This window comes from Corynebacterium variabile (genome assembly GCF_006539825.1).
In the GTDB taxonomy this organism is placed as follows: Bacteria; Actinomycetota; Actinomycetes; order Mycobacteriales; family Mycobacteriaceae; genus Corynebacterium; species Corynebacterium variabile.
This window is the reverse complement of the sequence record NZ_BJNT01000004.1, coordinates 318,341-338,264: the sequence shown is the minus strand read 5'-3', so window position 1 is coordinate 338,264 and position 19,924 is coordinate 318,341. Positions and strand designations below refer to the sequence as shown.

Annotated in this window: 18 protein-coding genes; 6 read left to right on the top strand and 12 right to left on the bottom strand. The window is 68.3% G+C overall.

Annotated features, from left to right (window positions below; genetic code table 11):
- Both topA and CVA01_RS03250 read right to left on the bottom strand, forming a co-directional pair.
- The coding region (gene topA, locus CVA01_RS03255) for a type I DNA topoisomerase (protein ID WP_141328549.1) at positions 1-2,961 on the bottom strand (2,961 nt) is incomplete at its 3' end.
- Between the two features lie 135 nt (positions 2,962-3,096).
- Positions 3,097-3,738 carry an NAD(P)-dependent oxidoreductase gene (locus CVA01_RS03250; RefSeq protein ID WP_141328547.1) on the bottom strand — a complete coding sequence of 214 codons (642 nt, stop codon included), beginning with the start codon at positions 3,736-3,738 and terminating at the stop codon, positions 3,097-3,099.
- A 178-nt stretch (positions 3,739-3,916) separates the two neighbouring features.
- On the opposite strand from CVA01_RS03250, the gene CVA01_RS03245 reads away from it, so the two are divergent.
- On the top strand, positions 3,917-4,276 hold the full coding sequence (locus CVA01_RS03245; protein ID WP_141328545.1) for a winged helix-turn-helix transcriptional regulator: 360 nt from the start codon (positions 3,917-3,919) through the stop codon (positions 4,274-4,276).
- Between the two features lie 292 nt (positions 4,277-4,568).
- Here the strand turns inward: CVA01_RS03245 and CVA01_RS03240 are convergent, their stop codons facing one another.
- Positions 4,569-4,772: a cold-shock protein gene (locus CVA01_RS03240; protein WP_010120999.1), complete on the bottom strand. Its 204-nt coding sequence runs from the start codon at positions 4,770-4,772 to the stop codon at positions 4,569-4,571.
- 262 nt (positions 4,773-5,034) lie between these two features.
- On the opposite strand from CVA01_RS03240, the gene sftH reads away from it, so the two are divergent.
- On the top strand, positions 5,035-7,473 hold the full coding sequence (gene sftH / locus CVA01_RS03235; RefSeq protein ID WP_244938115.1) for a DEAD/DEAH box helicase: 2,439 nt from the start codon (positions 5,035-5,037) through the stop codon (positions 7,471-7,473).
- Between the two features lie 279 nt (positions 7,474-7,752).
- On the top strand, positions 7,753-8,769 hold the full coding sequence (locus tag CVA01_RS03230; RefSeq protein ID WP_141328543.1) for an alpha/beta hydrolase: 1,017 nt from the start codon (positions 7,753-7,755) through the stop codon (positions 8,767-8,769).
- A gap of 116 nt (positions 8,770-8,885) precedes the next feature.
- Here the strand turns inward: CVA01_RS03230 and CVA01_RS03225 are convergent, their stop codons facing one another.
- The 7 genes from CVA01_RS03225 to CVA01_RS03195 form a co-directional block, all read right to left on the bottom strand.
- Positions 8,886-9,800, bottom strand: coding sequence for a DUF4352 domain-containing protein (locus CVA01_RS03225; RefSeq protein WP_141328541.1), 915 nt, complete (start codon positions 9,798-9,800; stop codon positions 8,886-8,888).
- 574 nt (positions 9,801-10,374) lie between these two features.
- Entirely contained in the window at positions 10,375-10,770 is a 396-nt protein-coding gene (locus CVA01_RS03220) for an Rv3654c family TadE-like protein (RefSeq protein ID WP_141328539.1), read from the bottom strand.
- Positions 10,767-11,138 carry a TadE family type IV pilus minor pilin gene (locus CVA01_RS03215; protein WP_244938114.1) on the bottom strand — a complete coding sequence of 124 codons (372 nt, stop codon included), beginning with the start codon at positions 11,136-11,138 and terminating at the stop codon, positions 10,767-10,769. The genes CVA01_RS03220 and CVA01_RS03215 overlap by 4 nt, the downstream gene beginning before the upstream one ends.
- Positions 11,119-11,532, bottom strand: coding sequence for a DUF4244 domain-containing protein (locus CVA01_RS15570; protein ID WP_373862656.1), 414 nt, complete (start codon positions 11,530-11,532; stop codon positions 11,119-11,121). The genes CVA01_RS03215 and CVA01_RS15570 overlap by 20 nt, the downstream gene beginning before the upstream one ends.
- A gap of 66 nt (positions 11,533-11,598) precedes the next feature.
- Positions 11,599-12,675, bottom strand: a complete 1,077-nt coding sequence (locus tag CVA01_RS03205; RefSeq protein WP_244938118.1) for a type II secretion system F family protein — start codon at positions 12,673-12,675, stop codon at positions 11,599-11,601.
- Positions 12,669-13,775, bottom strand: a complete 1,107-nt coding sequence (locus tag CVA01_RS03200) for a TadA family conjugal transfer-associated ATPase (protein ID WP_141328537.1) — start codon at positions 13,773-13,775, stop codon at positions 12,669-12,671. Before CVA01_RS03200 ends, CVA01_RS03205 begins: the two co-directional genes overlap by 7 nt.
- Positions 13,772-14,716, bottom strand: coding sequence for a CpaE-like family protein (locus tag CVA01_RS03195; protein WP_141328535.1), 945 nt, complete (start codon positions 14,714-14,716; stop codon positions 13,772-13,774). The genes CVA01_RS03200 and CVA01_RS03195 overlap by 4 nt, the downstream gene beginning before the upstream one ends.
- Before the next feature lie 215 nt (positions 14,717-14,931).
- Between CVA01_RS03195 and CVA01_RS03190 the strand changes: the two genes are divergently transcribed.
- From CVA01_RS03190 to CVA01_RS03180, 3 genes are all read left to right on the top strand, one after another.
- Complete coding sequence (locus tag CVA01_RS03190; RefSeq protein WP_073883483.1) at positions 14,932-15,795, top strand: HAD family hydrolase; 864 nt, start codon at positions 14,932-14,934, stop codon at positions 15,793-15,795.
- A 114-nt stretch (positions 15,796-15,909) separates the two neighbouring features.
- The gene (locus CVA01_RS03185) at positions 15,910-16,419 is read left to right on the top strand and encodes a phage holin family protein (protein WP_141328533.1); all 510 of its coding nucleotides are present in this window, start codon (positions 15,910-15,912) and stop codon (positions 16,417-16,419) included.
- Between the two features lie 16 nt (positions 16,420-16,435).
- Positions 16,436-17,332, top strand: coding sequence for an alpha/beta fold hydrolase (locus tag CVA01_RS03180; protein ID WP_141328531.1), 897 nt, complete (start codon positions 16,436-16,438; stop codon positions 17,330-17,332).
- A gap of 569 nt (positions 17,333-17,901) precedes the next feature.
- On the opposite strand, the gene CVA01_RS03175 is transcribed toward CVA01_RS03180, so the two are convergent.
- A complete protein-coding gene (locus CVA01_RS03175) occupies positions 17,902-19,110 on the bottom strand; it encodes a MarP family serine protease (protein ID WP_141328529.1) in 1,209 nt (402 codons plus the stop codon).
- Positions 19,107-19,904, bottom strand: coding sequence for an NUDIX hydrolase (locus CVA01_RS03170; RefSeq protein ID WP_141328528.1), 798 nt, complete (start codon positions 19,902-19,904; stop codon positions 19,107-19,109). The genes CVA01_RS03175 and CVA01_RS03170 overlap by 4 nt, the downstream gene beginning before the upstream one ends.
- Between the last annotated feature and the right edge of the window lie 20 nt (positions 19,905-19,924).

The window sequence follows — 19,924 nt, the reverse complement described above, 5'->3', positions numbered from 1 at the left end:
GGTGGTCTTCCTGGCGGTGGTCTTCCTGGCGGTGGTCTTCTTCGTCGTCTTCCGCGCCGACTTCGCTGACTTCTTCGAGGCCCCACCGTCCGCAGCCTCCTTGGCACGACGCTCACTGAGCAGCTCATTGCCGCGGGCGTCGGTCATGGTCTCCGGGGTGTCCCCACGGCGCAGCGACGCATTCGTCTCACCGTCGGTCACGTACGGGCCGAAGCGCCCTTCCTTGACCGTCATCGGCTTGCCGGAGACGTCATTGTCACCCAGCTGCTTCAGCGGGGGCTTCGCCGCCGCCCGGGCACGACGCTTCGGCTCGGCGTAGATCCGCCGCGCCTCGTCCACCGTCACCGTGAAGATCTGCTCCTCACTGGCCAGCGACCGGGAGTCGTTCCCCTTCTTCAGGTACGGTCCGAACCGGCCGTTCTGCGCGGTGATCATCTCACCGTCGGACGGGTCCACACCGACCTCACGCGGCAGGGACATGACCTTCAGCGCGTCCTCCAGCGTCACCGTCGCCGGGTCCATGGTCTTCAGCAGGGACGCCGTCTTCGGCTTCAGGGTCTCCTCGAGGATCTCCTTGATCCGCTTGGCCTTCTTGTTCTCCGCGGTCTTGGTCTCCCGGCTGAGCGGCTTCTTGCCCTCCTCAGCCCGGGCGGCGTCCTCCGCGTCACGTTCGGCGTCGATGACCTTCTCGGCCTCGGCGGTGACGCGTGCCTCCTCGTCGTCCTTCACCTTCTCGGTGACGTACGGGCCGTAGCGTCCTTCCCGGGCCACGATGACGCGCCCGTTCGCCGGGTTCACGCCCAGCTCACGGCCGCCCTGCGGCGTCGCGAAGAGCTTCTCTGCGACCTCCAGGGTCAGCTCGTCCGGCAGCAGCGCCTCGGGCAGGTTCGCCCGCTGCACCGTCGGCTCGGCCGGCTCACCGGACTCGGTCGTCGCACCCGGCTCCGCCGGGATGATGCGCTCCAGGTAGGCGCCGTAGCGTCCCACCCGCACCACGACGGGGACGCCGTTGGCATCGTCGAAGAGATGCAGGGAGTTCACCTTACGGGCGTCGATCTGCTCCAGGTTGTCGTTGACCAGGTGCTTCAGGCCACCGAGCCGGGCCACGGACTCCGCCGTCGCGTCCGAGGCCTCGGGGTCCCCGAAGTAGAAGCCCTTGAGCCAGTGCGACCTGTTCTCCTCACCACGGGCGATCTCGTCGAGCTCGTCCTCCATCGAGGAGGTGAACTCGTAGTCCACCAACGAGCCGAAGTTGTTCTCCAGCAGGCCGACCACGGCGAAGGCGGTCCAGCTCGGCACCAGCGCCGAGCCGCGGGAGACCACGTACCCGCGGTCTTTGATGGTGTTGATGATCGAGGCGTAGGTCGACGGACGGCCGATCCCCAGCTCCTCCATCGTCTTGACCAGCGAGGCCTCCGTGTAGCGCGCCGGCGGCTGGGTCTCGTGACCCTTCGCCGCGATCTCGGCGGCGTCCAGCGCATCGCCCACAGTCAGCACCGGCAGTGCCTTCTCGGCGTTGTCGGCGACATCACGGCCGTCGGCGGTACGGGTGGTCTCCACGTAGGCCTTGAGGAAGCCGGGGAAGGTGATCGTGCGGCCGGTGGCCTGGAAATCCACGGCCTCGCCACTCGTCGCCTCACCGGAGACCGTCACCTTCATCGAGGTGCCCTTGGCGTCCGCCATCTGGGATGCCACGGTGCGCTGCCAGATCAGCTCGTAGAGCTTGAACTCCTCGGCGTCCAGCTGGGACGCCAGCGCGCCCGGGGTATTGAAGGTCTCACCGGCGGGGCGGATCGCCTCGTGGGCCTCCTGCGAGTTCTTCACCTTGCGGGTGTACTGCCGCGGGGCGTCCGCGACGAAGGACGGGCCGTACAGTTCCTTGGCCTGCTGGCGCGCCGCGGAGATGCCGGACGCCGAGAGCGTCGTCGAGTCGGTACGCATATAGGTGATGTGGCCGTTCTCGTAGAGACGCTGCGCGATGCGCATCGTCCGCTCCGAGGTGAAGTGCAGCTTGCGCCCGGCCTCCTGCTGCAGCGTCGAGGTCATGAACGGCGCGTAGGGACGCCGCGTGTACGGCTTCTCCTCCACATTGGTGACCGCCATGGTCGTCCCGGTCAGCGCGGACGACAGCGCCTCGGCACGTGCCTTGTCCAGCACCGTGACATTGGCCTGGGCCTTACCTGTCTTCAGCTTGCCGTCATCGTTGAAGTCACGGCCCTGGGCGACGCGTGCACCGTCGACGGCGACGAGGTTCGCGTCGAACTTCCGCGGGTTGGTGGTGGCGTCCTGGCCCCTGTCGCCGGTGTCCAGCGTCGCGGTGAGATCCCAGTAGCCGGCCCTGACGAACGCCATCCGCTCGCGCTCGCGGCGGACGATGACGCGGGTGGCGACGGACTGCACACGGCCGGCGGACAGCCGCGGCATGACCTTCTTCCACAGCACCGGGGAGATCTCGTAGCCGTAGAGCCGGTCGAGGACGCGGCGGGTCTCCTGGGCGTCCACCAGGTCGAAGTCGAGTTCGCGGGTGTTCTCCGCGGCCTCCCGGATCGCCTCCGGGGTGATCTCGTGGAAGACCATGCGCCGCACCGGCACCTTGGGCTTGAGAACCTCGAGCAGGTGCCAGGCGATGGCCTCGCCCTCACGGTCGGGGTCTGTCGCGAGCAGGAGCTCGTCGGCCTGCTTCAGCTTCGCCTTGAGGTCGGCGACCTTCTTCTTCTTGTCAGGGCTGACGATGTACAGCGGCTGGAAGTCGTCGTCGACGTTCACGCCGAGACGCGCCCACTGTTCCTTCTTGTACTTGGGCGGCACATCGGCGGCGCCCCGGGGCAGGTCGCGGATATGACCGACAGAGGCCTCGACGATGAAACCATCGCCGAGGAACTTCTGGATCTTCTTCGCTTTCGTGGCCGACTCCACGATCACGAACTTCTTTCCGCCACTCACGCTGCCCTGCGCTCCCATCCGGTCCGCCCTACCTTCATACTTCGAAACCACTCTCGACCAGCGACCATACACGGCGCTTCGGACAGGGGTGTGATTCCCTCGGCGGACAGGGGTGTCGTAGGCGGCGCCTCAGCGGCTCACTGAGGTGCTCGCTCAGGCGTTCGCCACGGTGAAACGGGCACGGCGGTGGGCCGGGGTCCCGAGCTCGTCGACGGCGGCCTTCGCGAAGGTCCCGGCGCTGACGAAGTCACCGGCCGGCTGGTCGTCACCGAGGTTGTAGGACGCGGACGCCTCACCCGGGGCGATCTCGGGGGCAGGGGCGAGCATGGTCCAGTCCAGACCCTCCGGGGCGGCGCGCCAGAGGTCGAGGATCTCGGCGAAGCTGTCGGCCTCGGCCTTGTAGGCGGCCGGGAAGTCCGGGGTGTCCTTGAGCTGGGTACCGTCGGGGGTCTCGGTGGCACCGGCACCGCCGATGATGAAGATACGGGCGGTGACGTTCGCCTCGGCCAGGGCCGGGATCAGGGCGGCGTGGGCGTCGATGATCGGCTGCACGGAGCTGCCGTCGCGGGCGCCCGGCACGGAGAGCACGAGGATGTCGGTGGCGGCGGCCTTGGCAACGACGTCCGCGGTGTCCGAGATTTCGCCGGTGACGTAGGTGACGCCCTCGACGGCGTCCTTGACGACCGCCGGACTCTTCCGGGTGACGCCGGTGACGGCGAATCCACGGGACGCTGCCTCTGCGGTGATGGCCGAACCGACCATGCCGGTGGATCCGTAGACGGTGATGGTGCTCATGGTGTGTACCTCCGAGGGTGTGGTTCTGGCTGTGGTTCTGGGTGTGGTTCTGAGTGAGGAGCGTGGGTGTTCCCGGCGCCTCTGTCGTTCTGGAACCGACCATACGCGGGTCACTTACCAATGTAAAGTGACTTACCGAAATTCGTCTCCTGTGCACTTCAGGTGTAAGGTCCCGTTCATGACCGCATGGAATCCTGCCGCCCGCGACTGCCCCAGCCGCACCCTCTTCGCCACCGTCGGCGACCGGTGGAACATGCTCATCCTGCTCGCACTCGAAGACGGGGAACAGCGCTTCGGCGAGCTGAAGACGCACGTCGACGGCATCTCGGACAAGGTCCTCACCCAGCGGCTCGGCGTCCTCACCGCCGACGGCCTGGTCGAGCGCACCGCCTACGCCGAAATCCCGCCGCGCGTGGTCTACCGGCTCACCCCACTGGGCCACTCCGCCCTGCCGCCGGTGCACGGCCTGTTCGACTGGACCGTGGGGCACATGAGCGACGTCGTCGCCTCACAGTCGGGGTCCTCGGCCAGCGCCTGACCCGCGATGCCGCACTCTGGCATCCCATCCTGCAGCGCGGTATCTCTTCATGCCGCCTGAGCCGTCTGAAGCGACATGGAGAGCTGCCGCTGTGCACGTACCGCTGCCGCTGGGGTAGAAAGGCCGGGACAGAAAGGCCGGGTCGGCAGGCGATGCCGGCGACACACCCACGCATACAGAACACCGCCCCTACCGGAGTGATCCGGTGGGGGCGGTGCCCTGAGTGGTTCTGTCGAGAGACAGGACCGCGTCTCAGTGTCCTGCGGCGAACCGCGGAACAGTCCCGGGGGACTTAGAGAGCGGTGACCTGCTGAGCCTGGGGGCCCTTGGCGCCCTCGCCGATCTCGAACTCGACCTGCTGGTTCTCCTCGAGGGTACGGAAGCCGTTGCCCTGGATCTCGGAGTAGTGGACGAAGACGTCAGCGCCGCCGTCGTTCGGAGCGATGAAGCCGTAGCCCTTTTCAGCGTTGAACCACTTGACGGTTCCCTGTGCCATGTTCTTACCTTCTTCAGATTCGGTGATCGACATCCCCACGTTCTTGTACGGGGACGTCGGGCCGATGCTAAGACCACCGGAGTGGAGGTCCGTCCGCATTCAAGACAACTCCCGCGAACGTTTCACCTACTGACACGGCGAAACACCGGTGGAACAGCGAGCAAAGCGACGCACAGAAACTGTGACCGCCCACCAGTGTTCCACGTTTGCGGACCAACCACCACACCACCCCCGAAATTGCCAGCCCCTACACTGGTCAGCCATGGCAGACAGTGGTGCAGCTCCCGGCGTCCCCGGTTCCTACGGGGCTGAGCTCCTCGACGCCCTCACCCCGCTGATCAGGAACAACACGGGAAACAGCGCAGAAAACAGCGACAACAACGGCGCAGAAAACACCGTCCTCACGCACGTGCGCACCGAGCCCGCCCGCCTGTCGAAACCCGTGGACTGGCCTGACTGGGTCGACCCGGACCTGCGCCGTCATCTCGAGCATGAGGGCATCGAACGCCCCTGGTCACACCAGGTCACCACCGCGAACCACGCCCGCAACAGCACCGATGTCGTCATCGCGACAGGCACGGCGTCCGGCAAGTCGCTGGGCTACCAGCTGGCCGTCACCGATGCCCTGATCCACGACCGCCTGGCGTCCTGCCTGTACCTGTCGCCGACGAAGGCTCTGGCCCAGGACCAGCGCCAGGCGCTGGCACGCCTCATCGCGTCCTCCCCGGCGATGAAGGACGCCGTGGTCGCCACCTATGACGGCGACACCCCGGGCGAGGCCCGCCGCCTGATCCGGGAGGAGGCACGCGTCATCATCTCCAACCCGGACATGGTGCACGCCTCGATCCTCGGCAACCGCGAACGGTGGACGCGCCTGCTGCGCAACCTGCGCTTCCTCATCGTCGACGAATGTCACGTCTACCGGGGCGTCTTCGGCGCGCACGTGTCCCTGGTGCTGCGCCGGCTGCTGCGGCTGGCCCACCGGGCGGGTGCCCGTCCGACCATTGTCCTGGCCAGTGCGACGACCGCGGATCCGGCAGGGCAGGCGCAGCGACTGACGGGGCGTCCGACCGTGGCAGTGACCGAGGACGGCTCCCCGCGCGGTGAACGGACCGTGGCCCTGTGGGAGCCGGGGTTCCTGGAGAACACCGTCGGAGAGCACGGTGCGCCGGTGCGCCGTGCGGCGACGACCGAGGCGGCGGCGATCATGGCCCGCACCATCGCCGAGGGTGCGCGCACACTGACCTTCGTGCGCTCCCGGCGCGGCGCGGAGATCACCGCCCTGGCCTGCGCGGATGACCTCACCGGGCTGGGCCGGGTCGATGACGCGCGGCGCATCGCGTCCTACCGGGCGGGCTACACCCCGGAGGCCCGCCGGGTGCTGGAGAAGCGGCTCGACGACGGTGATCTGCTGGGCATGGCTGCCACCAGCGCGCTGGAGCTCGGCATCGACGTCGGCGGCCTCGACGTGGTCGTGAGCTGCGGTTTCCCCGGCACTGTGGCGAGTTTCCGGCAGCAGGCCGGTCGTGCCGGACGCCGCGGCCAGGGTTGCCTGGTGGTCATGGTGGCCTCCGACAACCCGATGGACACCTACCTCGTCCACCACCCCGGCGACCTGCTGGACCATCCGGTCGAGGCGAGCGTCTTCGACCCGACGAACCCCTATGTCCTGGCCGACCACGTGCTCTGTGCGGCCGCGGAGGCCCCGCTGACCGACGGCGAGGTGACCGCCTTCGGCGGGGACGTGGACGCCACGGGTGTAGTCCGTCAGCTGACGGACCAGGGGCTGCTGCGGCGCAGGCCGCGGGGAATTTTCGCCGATGTGGACGCCGCGACGGGCGTCCATGCCCGGGTCAACATCCGTGGCGGCTCCGGCGACCAGGTGCTCATCGTCGACACGACCTCCGGCCAGATCCTCGGCACCGTCGACGCCGCCCGGGCGGTCTCCGAGGTCCACGACGGTGCGGTGTACGTCCACCAGGGTGAGACGTTCGTGGTCGACGAACTGTCGCTGGCAGAGTCGATGGCCGCGGTGCACCCGGAGACCCCGGACTGGTTCACCCGGGCGATGGAGACCACCGAGATCCGGATGGGTCAGGTGTACTCGACCAGGGAGATCGGAGGGACGGACTCCGCGCCCTCGGGCATCTGGCTGGCGGATGTGCAGGTGCAGGTCACCCACCAGGTCACCGGCTACCAGCGTCGGACCTCCGACGGCGAGGTGCTGCAGACCGTGCCGTTGGAGGTACCGCCGCAACGGCTGGTCACCCGGGCCGCGGCATACACGGTGGACCCGGGCGTACTCTTCGACCTGGGCATCGAGGAACCGCTGTGGCCGGGGACGCTGCACGCCGCCGAACATGCGGCCATCGGGATGCTGCCGCTGCTGGCCACCTGTGACCGCTGGGACATCGGCGGCGTCTCGACCGTGCTGCATTCCGACACCGGCTTCCCCACCGTCTTCGTCTACGACGGCTACGCCGGCGGCGCGGGCTTCGCCGAGGCCGGGGTCAACCGCTTCGCGGAGTGGATGCGGATGACGGCGGAGGCGGTGGAATCCTGCGCCTGCGAGTCGGGGTGCCCGTCGTGTGTGCAGTCGCCGAAGTGCGGCAACGGCAATGATCCGCTGTACAAGCAGGGTGCGGCGGTGCTGCTTCGCGCGTTGGCGGAGAAGGCCTCGGTCGCGGGCCCTGTCGGCTAAGGTGAGCCTCACTCTGACGCTCTTCCGACTGGAGACCCATTCCCCGCCGATCCGCCGTCACCCTCGCAGCGCTCGCCGCTGTCACCGCCCTGACCGTCACCGTCGCTCCCACGACTGCCGCGCCGTTGATCCCCGGCTCGCCGACGCCGGAGCCGATGGCGCCGATCGTCACGCCGGACTGGTCCGGGCTCGACGTCCGTACCCCGGAGAGCCTGCCTGATCTGCCGGCCGAGTCAGGCGTCCCCCCTGCAGGAGGTCCCCCTGGCCGAGGCCCAGCGCATGCCCTCCGGCGGTGACACCCAGCAGCGCTTCGTCTATTCGACCGTGGACCAGCACGGTGAGATCGCGGCGTCCACCGCGGCGGTGTTCCTTCCCACCGGTGCGGCTCCGGAGGGCGGCCGGCCGGCACTCGCCTGGGCGCACGGCACGACCGGCATGGGCGACAACTGCACACCCTCGGCCGGCAGCCGCAATGACAAGGTCCTCGTCGATCACTGGGTGGACGCCGGGTACGCGGTCGTCGCGTCCGACTACACGGGCATGGGGACGCCGGGCCTGATGAGCTACTTCAACGGTGAGGCGACCGCGGTGAGTGTCGTGGATTCGGTCATCGCCGCGCAGAAGCTCGATTCGGTCGGTGCTCAACTGTCGGAAAAGTGGGCCGTGGCCGGGCAGTCGCAGGGAGGTGGGGCGGCACTGCATGTGGCGCACGGGGCGTCCTCCCACAGTGCCGGAGCCGGGCTGGACTACCGGGGCGCCGTCGCCACGGGTGCGCCGGCCTACGTCGAGGAGCTGGTGCTCGCCGGGTCGCCGTCGTTCCCGCCGGTGGCACTGCCGGACACCCTCAACGCGTACGTCGCGTACATTCTCGCCGGGTTCCGCGAGGCGCACCCGGAGGTCGACCTGTCCTTCGCGCTGACTCCGGAAGGACGCCGCGTCGCCGATCTCGCGGAGACGATGTGCCTGGACGAGATGTCGGAGAACCTCAGCGGGAAGGTTCTGTCCGGACTGTTCAACCGGCCGCTGCGGGAGGTCCCCGGGTTTGCTGCGGCCCTGCGCGACTACATGGCCACCCCGACCGACGGCTATGACAAGCCGATGTTCCTCGGACACGGGCTGACGGACATCGACGTGCCCTCCCCGATCGGTGTCGCGCTGAACTCGGAGATGTGGTTGCGGCAGTTCACGGGCGGGAACGAGCAGGTCGAGGTGCACCGGTACCCCACCGACCACAGTGGCGCGATGCTTGCTTCTGTGGCGGACTCCACCCCGTTCCTGCAGCGCATCATGGGGTGAGTGCTTTCCCTGCTGCCCGGCGCCCCTGCCCCACGCCCTTGTCCGCATCGCGCAGTCTGAGGCTGTTTTCGACCCTTCCCCAACGACCTCTCGCTGCGTGATGCCGACATCCTGCTCTATCGGACGCTGACGAAGGTCTTGTCAGAGAGCATCCCCGGTGAGACAGCCAGCACACCGTCACCGACGGTCTCCTGGGGAACTGCAAGGGCGATATTCCCGGACGTGGAGCCACCCTTGTACAGCTCAGAGATGGTGTCCAGGCTGTCAGGGGCCATCACGAAGTTGTCGGTGGAACTGATGGTGTTGCCGTCGGGAGTCACGTAGTCGACCGTGGTCCACGGCATCTCGCCGCCGTCCGAGTCACCGATGTAGTTGATGGTGACGTTGACCAGGATGTAGGTCATTCCTTCCGGAGCCGGGTCATTGTAGGAATTCTCGCCATTGATCGCGGCTGCGGCATCAAGGTCAACACTGTTGATGGTCACCGACCAGTCCTTGTCAGTCACGGTGCTGCCCAGCGGATAAGGGTTCTCACGGGTACCGGCGTCGCCGTCGCCGTCGGTCTCGGCACCTTCCGGCACCGCCACCGAAACGTCACCACCGGAGCCGATTTCGTCGAGGGCGTCGTCGACCACGTCATCCACGACGAGGAAGAAGACGCTGAAACCGACGACTGTGCCGACGACCGAGACAATCAGGCCTGCTATCCCGAGCCCCGGCTTCTTCCCCTTGAGGAACAGTGAGACCAGGGACACGATGAAGCCGATCGGCAGGAGGATCCATCCGAGGATCAGCGCGCCGGGGATGCAGGCGAAGATGAAGCCGATGACGGCGATGATCAGACCGATGAGTCCGACCGTATTCTTCTCCTTGGTCTGCGGCTGGCCGTACTGCGGGTACTGCTGGCCTGGGTAACCCGGCTGACCCTGGTAGTACTGCTGATCCTGCGGCCACTGGGAGTACGACTGGCCCGGCTGGCCCGGTGCACTCTGGTAGTAGGGCTGGCTCTGCTGCCCCGGCTGCCCCGGCATCCCTTGGGGGTACGACTGTCCCTGAGGGTCTTGCGGGCCCTGGGGGTTCTGGTCTCCGGGCTCAACAGGCCCTGTGGGATTGGTCATGTCTGTTGCCCGCACTGCTGGACGTCAGCGCGGTCCTCTCTTGGTCATGTGGGTTCCTTGCGCAGGTCAGGACCGGCGCAGCGCAATTCTCAGATTGCGCTTGGAGTCTATATCTCACGTTGTTCGTCGACGAAAACCGTCTCCCCGGAAGAATTCACCCCCTCCGCCCCCGCTACGGTCCGAACAAGGAAGAACCACTCTTCTCAGGCTGTCCGCATCGCGCAGTCTGAGGCTGTTTTCGACCCTTCCCCAACGACCTCTCGCTGCGTGATGCCGACATCCCGGCCATGCCCCCATCTCACCCTGTCTTCACCGTCGACCGGTGGTCAGCAGCAGTATGGGGCATGCAGAACATCTGCCACCAGTACCGAGACGCGGAAATCAGGTACCTGACAGCCGCCTCTCGGTACTGGTAGCGACAATGCTGCACACTCCGTACCTGTAGCGACAGGCATGAGACAGGCATTAACAGTCCCCCGAGACCAGATCACGGCCCGGCGACGGCGACGGCGGAGCGGGATCCCACAGTCACTTCGACGAGAACCCCCTCTTCGCCGGCAGTCCCGCCCGGCGCGTCCGGCCCACCACCGGTGACCTCGTGACACTGCGTCAGCGAGGCCCCGTTGGATTCGGCGATCTCAGCCGCCCGCCCGCAGGCTTCCGGTACGCCGGAGCTGATCTGCACGGTCGCCGCGGAGAGGGCAGTGAGGTCGGCGGCGGCGTCCGCCCGGTGCTGCTGGACCAGCCCGGTGACCTGCAGTCCGAGGAAGGTCGCGATGGCGATGATCCCGAGGATCACTCCGGCCCCCGCGACAGTGGCCGAGCCGTCCTCGTTCCTCTCTCCCCCTCCAACCCTGAAGACAGCATCAAGGCGAAGACTCACTGCGACTCCCCCGACGGCTCGGCGACGATGACAGCCGTCGCGGAGAGGTCGAACAGGTGCCCGGGCCGTGTGACTTGCACGGTGATGAGATCCGTCCCCGCGCCTCCCCCACCGCTCACCGAGACCTGCGCGTCGGCGTCCACCGAGGAAACCACGGAGGACGCCGCCCCGGTCGCATTGCCCGGGTCCAGCGCTGCTGCCCGGGCGGCGTCGCGTGCCAGGTCCACGGCCCCTAGGTAGGACGCCACGGTCACGATCCCTGCGACCACCAGGCCGACCACGACAGTCAGCGCGGTGAACATGATGGCCGCTTCCACGGTGACATAGCCGGCGTCGGATCTGCCAGGGTCACTGCGTGTTGAGGGCACGTTCGAAGATCCCGCTGAGGGCGGACTCGACGGTGTCCGAGGTGACGACGAGGTAGAGCAGTGCGCCGAGGGCCGCCGCAGCCACGCATCCCAGGGCGTACTCGATGGTCGACATCCCCAGGTCATCGCCCAGGAAACCGCCGCTGTCGTCTTCGTCGTCACCATTGTCGTCACCGTTGTCCTCGTCAAGATCCTCGTTGATCTGCGCGGCGGGCAGCTCCTCACCCCAGTCGTCGGGGTCCGGGTCGGTGTCCCAGTCGCCGAAGTGGTCCGGCGGAGTGGGTGCGGTGAGCTCGGCGAGGTCAGCCGCCTCGTCGATGTCGGTGGTCAGGGTGGTCATCCTGGTCTGTGCAGTCTGTGCAGTCTGTGCAGTCTGTGCAGTCGGTGTGGACATGGTCATGTCCCCTTTCAGTTCGGTGTTCAGTTCAGTGTTCAGTTCAGGTGTTAACGGTTGTGCTGGTCAGATTCCGGCGAAGCCCACCACCAGCGGAATGAGCCCCACGAGGACGAACGCGGGCAGGAAACACAGGGTCAGCGGCGCCGCCACGACGACGAGCACCCGTTCCGCCCCGGCCAACGCCGCATCCGCCGCTTCCGCCCGCAGCCGTGTGGCCTGCGCCCGGACGCCGTCGGCCAGCCGGGCCCCGTTACGGGAACCGGATTCGGCGAGCCCGGCGACCGGCCCGAGGTGCGGATCATCCCGCAACGGCTCCCAGGCCTCCGCCCCCGCCCCGAGGGCCAGCAGTGCGGCGACGCGGCGAACGGCATCGTCGACATCACCGCAGGTCGCGGCGACATGCCAGGCCACGGACACCGGCAACCCCGAGGCCAGTGATTCGGCGAAGAGGTCGAGCAGGCGGGCGGCGTCCAGTGGCGAGGGACCGGCCCGTCGCCCCACCCCACCCAGGACCGTCACGGTCAGCGACTCGGTCCACAGCGCCCCGGCGCATCCCATCAGCACACCCACGACCAGCAGCAGGACGCCGAGCACGTTGCACACCAGGAAAGCCCCTGGATTCAGGCCCATCGACTGGCCGAGGGCCAGGGCACCGAAGGGCAGGAGCAGCAGGATCGTCTCGGTCAGTCTTGCCCCGGCCAGGGCACTCGAGGTGTGACTGAGGTGGGTGAGCCGCGCATCCAGATCGGCGCGCAGCCGGTCCATGAGCCGGCCGAGTGCGGTGCCGTGGCGGGTGGAAGACGCCCAGACGGCGAGCAGTCGGGTCACGTCAGCATCGATATGGGGACTGCTGCCAGAACCCGGCTGCGCGCCGAGGCGCACCCGTCGCACCTCCACCGCCAACTTCTCGACGAGTTCACGGCCCGCTCCCCGGGTGTCATCGGCTGCGTCGAGGGCATGACCTGCGGCGTCCACCGGAAAAGCCCCGACCCCGAGTTCACGGGAGAAGGCGTCCACGATCGAGCGCAGCGTCCTGGTGCGGGCGCGCTCGGCGGAGAAGGCGCGGACGCGGCCGAAGATGCGGTGGGCGGTGAAGCCGACGGGGCCGAGGACCCCGGCGACGGCGATGACGGTCAGCATGCGTCCCACATCCGCTCCACGGTCAGGCCGTCAGCGTCATCCACCACGAACCGTCCGATGCTGGTGACGCGCCGCCCCGCAGACGTCCGCGCGACGTGCACGACCACGCCGATGCCGTCGGCGACCTGCCGGTCGACTGCGGCATCCGGCAGTCCGGCGAGGGCGCCGAGGGCTCGGAGGCGACCGGGGACGGCGTCCACCCCGTTGGCGTGGACGGTGCCCGCGCTGCCGGCGTGGCCGGTGTTGAAGGCGAGCAGCAGTTCGGCGATCTCGGCGCCGCGGATCTCCCCGACAACGATGCGGTCGGGGCGCATCCGCAGGCTCTGCCGCACCAGGGTGCGCACGTCGATCTCGCCGGCGCCGTCGACCCCGGCGTCACGGGTGCGCAGTCCGATGACGTGCGGGTGGTCGGGGAAGAGTTCGGGGGTGTCCTCGACGAGCAGGATCCGTTCGCGCTCGGGAACCTCGGCCAGCAGCGCGGCGAGCAGGGTGGTCTTGCCCGCACCGGTGCCACCGCTGACGAGGATGCTCTCGCGGCGGTGGACCAGGTCACGCAGCAGGTCACCGATCTGCGGGCTGAACAGGCCCGCGTCCTGCAGGGACGCCAATGACCGGTGGGACGCCGACAGCGCCCGCAGACTCACGCACGCCCCCTGCCCGGCCGGCGGGGCAAGGACCGCGTGGACGCGCACCGCCTGCGCCGTCACTCCCGCGGGCAGATCGGTGATGACGCCGTCGGCGAAAGGCCGCACATCATCCAGCCGCACCCCGCAGGCCGTGGCCAGGCGGACGGCGATCTCGCGGCACCGGGTGGCGTCCCCGATGACGAGGTCGGTGGGTTCCATGCCGGAGCCACGGTCGATCCATACCGGGCCCGGCCCGTTGAGCAGGACGTCGGTGACCTCCGGGTCCGCCAGTGGCACCGCCAGTTCGCCGAGTCCGGAGAACTCGCGGGCCAGGGAGCGGACGTCATCGACGATGCGCAGGTCAGTCTCGCCGTGCTGGACCCGTTGGACGGAGACCGCGATCTCGGCGGGGGTCGGGGTGTCCACCCCGCGGCGGGCGAGGTCGTCGCGGACACCGGCGAGCAGGCCGCTCATGAGTTGCCCCCGTCCAGGCTGTCGGCCAGTGCCGTGACCAGGCGGGCGGCGGCGGTCCCGGCGGTACCCGTGGACTGGCCGGGGCCGAAGTCCCCGCGGTCGGTCTCGGCGGTGAGGAAGGGGTCGTCGTCCCAGGTGACCTCGGGTGCGCGGCCGAGGAGAGTGAGCGCGTCGTTCCATTCGAGGTCGGATCGGGGCATCCCGCGCAGGACGACGGCGGCGCCGGGGATCCGGGCCAGTGCGGCACGCCCGGCCAACGCCCCGGGCACGGTCGCCGGGACAACGAGCACAGGACGTCCGGTCACCTCTCCCCCGCTCCACCGTCCGCTGTCGCGGACGACGGGCATGGCGGTATCGAGGTAGTCCGGCACCGGACCGGTACCGGACAGCACGGCCACGTCCCCGCTCCACGGCAGATCACGCAGCATCGCGGCCGTCAGAGTCGAGGTCCCGGCGAGGTCGGGCAGGCGGCGACCGGCGGTGTTCTCCAGGCCGAGGAGGTGGTCGAAGGCACTGTGCCCGGAGGCTTCGACAAGCAGTGCCTGGCCGTCGCCGCCGAGAGCCGGGTCGGCCAGCGCTTCGGCAAGGGCTGCGGCGAACGTAGTGGTCCCCGCCCCGCCGACCGCACCGTAGACGGCGACGTCCGGATGGTCCGCGGCCCCGAGATGGGCGGCGAGGTCGGTGGCCTGCCCCGGCAGGTAAAAGACCCGCCCCTCACCCACCTCTCCGACGTCCCCGGTGCCGTCGGTGACGGTCACGGTCCGCACCGCAACGCCCCGGGCGGTGAGGTCGGCGACGACACCGGGGGACGCGGCGTCCTGCAGCAGGATCACGGAACCGGTGCCCTCCGACAGCGACGCGTCCGGATCCCAGGTGATCAGCTCGCGGCCGGTGACGGCGACGATGAGTGTGATCTCTTCGACGAGAGCCGGTGTGGTCACGGTGGTGACCACGGGTGCCGGTGTCCGTGGTGGGCGGTCGGAATGGTTTCGGTGTCGCAATGTCCCCAACATGGTGGTGGAGCGTGCCAGGGTCCCCGGGATCCGGCAAGAACAGGCGTTCTCCCTGTGGACAACTCTCTTCCGATTCGTACGGTTGCCTGTGGACAACTCGTCAAGGTGTAACAACTGTGACTGGTGGGACGTATTGTAGGGGCGTGACGTCAGTCCCCGAAGAGAGCACCGAGCTCGTCGACCTCCCCGACGCCGCGCAGGTCACCACCGACCCCGGCGTCGGTCCGTCGCGCGTCCTCGCTGTCTTCGACCTGGACAAGACGGTCATCGACACCTCTGCGTCGATGGCGTACCGCAAACCGCTGGCGGACCGGGGCCTGATCACCACCGGCGAGATGCTGCGGCTGCTGCTCATGCTGGGCAACTACAAGCTCGCCGGCCACGACGACGAGTCGATGGACGCCACCAAGGACGCCCTGGTCGAGATGGTGAAGGGACGCCGCGCCGCCGATCTCGTGGAGGTCGCCCGTGACGCCCTGCACGAGGTCATCGTGCCGTTCATCTACGCCGAGGCGCGGACTCTCATCGAGGCCCACCATGCGGCAGGCCACCGGACGGCGATGATCACCGCGTCCGCCCGGCTACTGGTCACGCCGATCGCCGAGGAACTCGGGGTGGACCACCTCATCGCCACGGAGCTGACCGTCGCCGAGGACGGCACGTTCACCGGCGAGGTGCCGTTCTTCTGCAAGGGCGCGGCGAAGGTGGAGGGCCTGCGTGACCTGGCAGGACGCCACGGATACGAACTCGAGTCCAGCTTCGCCTACACCGATTCGGCCACCGATCTGCCACTGCTGGAGGCGGTGGGTCATCCCGTACCGGTGAACCCGGACAAGGCCCTGAAGAAGGAGGCCGCTGCCCGCGAGTGGCCCACGGTGACCTTCAACCGCCCCGAACCGCTGTTCCACCTGCCGGAGAAGAGCGGTGTGATCGCCGGGGCGTCCGCCGGGCTGGCACTGATCGCCGCGTTGGCGACCGGGCTGGTGGTGCGCCGCCGCGGGCGGTGAAATCTCTCCGCCTCCCGACGACTGAACCCCACTTCGCCCGGGGTTCTCCCACCGGAGCCGCCCAGGCATGGCAGAATGGCCACAGTCAACACGTACGGACAGGGAGAACACGCAGTGAGCAAGGACACCCAGAAGGACAACGGCTTCTTCAGCGACGCCGAGAGCTTCACCCCGCAGGTCAACAACATCCCGCTGGAGGACGCCGCCGCCGGCCGCACCCCCGGCATCGGTGAGCTCGTGCGGGACGCCTCCACCCAGGTCTCGTCCCTGATCCGCTCGGAGACCGAGCTGGCCAAGACCGAGATCGCAGGTTCGGCGAAGAAGGCCGGCATCGCTGCAGGTCTGCTGGGTGGCGCGGGCGTCATCCTCGCCTACAGCTCCTTTTTCTTCTTCTTCTTCCTCGCTGAGCTCCTCGACAGCTGGATGCCGCGCTGGGTCGCCTTCCTCGTGGTCTTCCTCATCATGTTCGTCCTCGTCGTCGTTCTGTCGTTCGTGGCGGTGAAGTTCATCAAGGGTGTGAAGAAGCCCGAAGCGACGATCGACTCGGTCGGCAAGCTCAAGACCGTGATTCCGAGCTCCGGCTCCTCGGCCTCCTCCTCGGACGACGCCGGCATGTTCACCTAGACGCCGGACCCCTTCCGTGAACTCCTCCCCCGCCCCGGAGCACATCTATGTGCACACCCGGGGCATTCGTCTGCATGTCGCCGTCACCGGCCCGCGTACCGCGCCACTGGTCCTGCTGATCCACGGCTTCGGTGGCGGCTGGTTCGACTGGACCGAGCTGATGCCCGAGCTGGCGGACGCCCCGGTGCGTCTCGCTGCCGTGGACCTGCGCGGTTACGGGAAGTCGGACAAGACTCCCCGCGGTTACGACCTGACCACCGCCGCCTCTGACATGTGTGGCGTGATCCGCGGTCTGGGGCACATGGACGCCCTCGTCGTCGGCCACGGTGAAGGTGGTCTGATCGGCTGGACCATGGCCGCCCACGAGCCGGAACGGGTCCGGGGTCTGGTGACCCTGGCGTCCGCCCACCCACGCGTGGTGGCCCGGTCGGTGCTGTTGCACCCGGTCTCCCAGTGGCCGCGACTGCGCTCGTCACTGTTCGCCCAGCTGCCGCGCTGGCCGGAGCACCGCCTGCTGCGCAACAACGCAGAGAAGGCCGTCGGAACCTTCCGCTACAGCGCGGCCCCGGGCTTCCGCGACACCGAGGTCTGCGCCCACCATGCCGAGCTGCGCCGTGAAGCGATGCAGGTCGACAAGGTCGCCCATCTGTCGTGTGAGTATCGACGCTGGACGGTACGCAGCCGGTTCCGCCCCGAGGGCGGGCACTTCGACCGCACCCTGCCGAACCACACCGCCGCTCCCGTGGTGTGCGTCGACGGCTCCATGGACCGCGCCTACAACGCGAAGATCGCGAAGTGGTCCGCCGCCCGCGGCGGTCAAGGCTCCCGCACCGAGGTGCTCTACGGCGTGGGGCACTTCCCGCACATCGAGGATCCGGCGGCTGTCGCGCGGATCATCCTCGGCGCGGAGTAGTCGCATCGGCCACCGCACCCCTCGGTCGACTGTGTATCAGTGAAGACACAAATTGTTGGCTTCTGTTGCTGATCAGACACACAACGGCATGACTCCATGTCATGGCAGCTCGATCTGATTTCACACCCGCCCGTGAACGTCAGGTGGATGCCGTTCTCCTGGAGATCGACACGGCTGTTGCCCAACGCCGACGACTCGCACGTCTGACCCAGTAGACGCTGGCAGACAAGGCCCATGTGTCGCGCAGCACCGTCACGCAGTGCCGGACCGGGATGGTCAGGACGGTGAAAGACAACTGTCTCCGTGCGGCGCACAACCAACACTTGTCGTCAAACGACGACAACAGAGAAGTCGTCGGACGGCGACATCGCGAACGAGACGCATTCCCGCCGTCCCCCGATGTGCATTGATAGGCGAGGCGACCGACGCTTCCCGAGGCCGGCATCTCATCCTGCGCGGCGGCATCTGCTCTTGTCGCCCAGGCCGTCCGAGGCGACAGGAGCAGATGCCGTCGTGCACTGAGCACTGCCATCCTGCCCCATCGCCCGGTTCCGCCACGTAGAGCTCCCCTACACCGCCACGCAGGAACGCGTGTCCACCGCGTCCACGTAGTCCGCGTCAAAGCCCCCCGGCTGACCGACGTGGTCCAGGACCTCGGCCTTCGACAGGGCGTAGCCGGTCTCCGAGTCCCCCACCGCGGCACCGAAGACCAGGCCGATGACCTCACCAGCGGCGTTGATCACAGGACCACCGGAGTTACCCTGCACCACCGTGCCACGCAGCGTGTACGCCTCCCGGTCCACCCTCGAATCGGCGTAGATGTCCGGGCCGGAGACAGTGAACAGGTCCCGTACCCGCGCCGGCGTCGCCTCGAACGGGCCACCCATCGGGTAGCCCATGACCACGGCGTCGTCATTCGGCGCCGCGACGTCCTGGGCCCAGTTCAGCGGAGCCAGCCCGGTATCCCCGGGGACCCGCAGCAGCGCCACGTCCTCCTGCGGGTTGTAGTAGACCACCTGCGCGTCGAACTCCCCGTTGACGGTCTCGATGCCGACCACGTCCGTACCGGCGACCACATGGGCATTCGTCATCACGGTCTCGTCGTCCACCAGAAACCCGGAACCCTGCAGGATCTTCCCGCACTGCTCCGCCTGGCCCACGACCCGTACGACCGAAGGCTTCGTCGCCGCCACTTCAGGGGACGCCGCCAGGCCCACGTCCGGCTCCCCCACCTCGACGACGGGAACGTCGTCGAAGGGGTCCGTCACCGCCGGGAACCCGGAGTCGGTGAACAGCGTCGAGGTCCGGTTCGGCAGTGCCTGCAGCCACTCCGGGGCGATGTCACTGACCCCGCGCAGGATCTTCGACCCGCGCACCGAAGCACCCAGGTCACCGGAGTTGTTGCCGGTCACCGGCACAACGACCATCCAGATCACCAGCAGCGTCGTCACGACCTGCACCACCGCGCCGACCGCGGAGTCCGCCCGCAGCAGTGACCGCGTCCGGATCCCGTCGCGTAGTTTCAGGCCCACCCAGGAGCCCAGCGAGTACCCCAGCACCACTCCACCGGCGACCACGATGATCGCGACGAAGAAGCGGGCCGAGTCATCGTTGACCAGGTCCAGGGCGTGCGGCAGCAGTTCCAGGGCCGCCCACCCGCCACCGAGCACGCCGACGAGCGACAGCACCGCAGAGAACCCGCCCTGCCGCCACCCGGTGAACAGCGCACCGACCGCGGCCATGGCGATGATGCAGTCGACGATCGCGGAGCCCGTCACCGGAGGTCCTCCGGAGTCAGGTTCTCCCCGTTGCGGGACTTCGCGATGGCGTCGAAAAGGTCGAGCTCCGGGGCGGTCTCCACCCACGGCCGCTCCCAGCCGCCGAGCTTCAGCAGCCCGTCGACCAATGCACCGGTGAAGCCCCACAGCAGGTAACCGTCGACGTCGAACGCCGGGGACTTCCATACGTCCACCCCGGGCAGTCCGAGGCGCATCCGTCGCTCTGGGTCGACCAGCTCGGCGACCGGCACATTGCGCACCCAGTCACTCTCCGCGGTCATCGGCGCCACCGGCACCGGCTTCCGCCAGTAGCCCAGCACCGGGATCACGGCGTGGTTCGTGCGGTCGATGTACAGCGGGTCCATCACGGCCAGCGGGTCCACACCCGCGGCGTCCAGACCGGTCTCCTCGGTCGCCTCGCGCAGCGCGGTGGCGACCGGGTCTGCGTCGGTGGGCTCGCGGTGGCCACCGGGGAAGGCGATCTGTCCGGAATGGCTGCGCAGCGTCGGCGTGCGGTGGGTCAGCATCAGCGTCGGATCCTGACCCTGTTCCTCACCGAGCAGCACCAGCACAGCGGAAGGACGCGGCGGCGTCCCGTCCGGGCCGAGCTCCGGCACCGTGCGGTTCATCCCGTGGATACGGACAGCCGTTTCCGGACGCCGCACCCGGTCAACCAGGGGTTCAAGCCATTCCGGCAGGGAGGTGGGCAGCTCCGGCTGACGTCGCCCCTCAGCGAGCCAGTCGCCGAGGGACACGCCGGAGTTGTGGTGGAGCGCGTCTGGTGAGGAAGTCATGGAGCCGCCAGTCTAGCGGG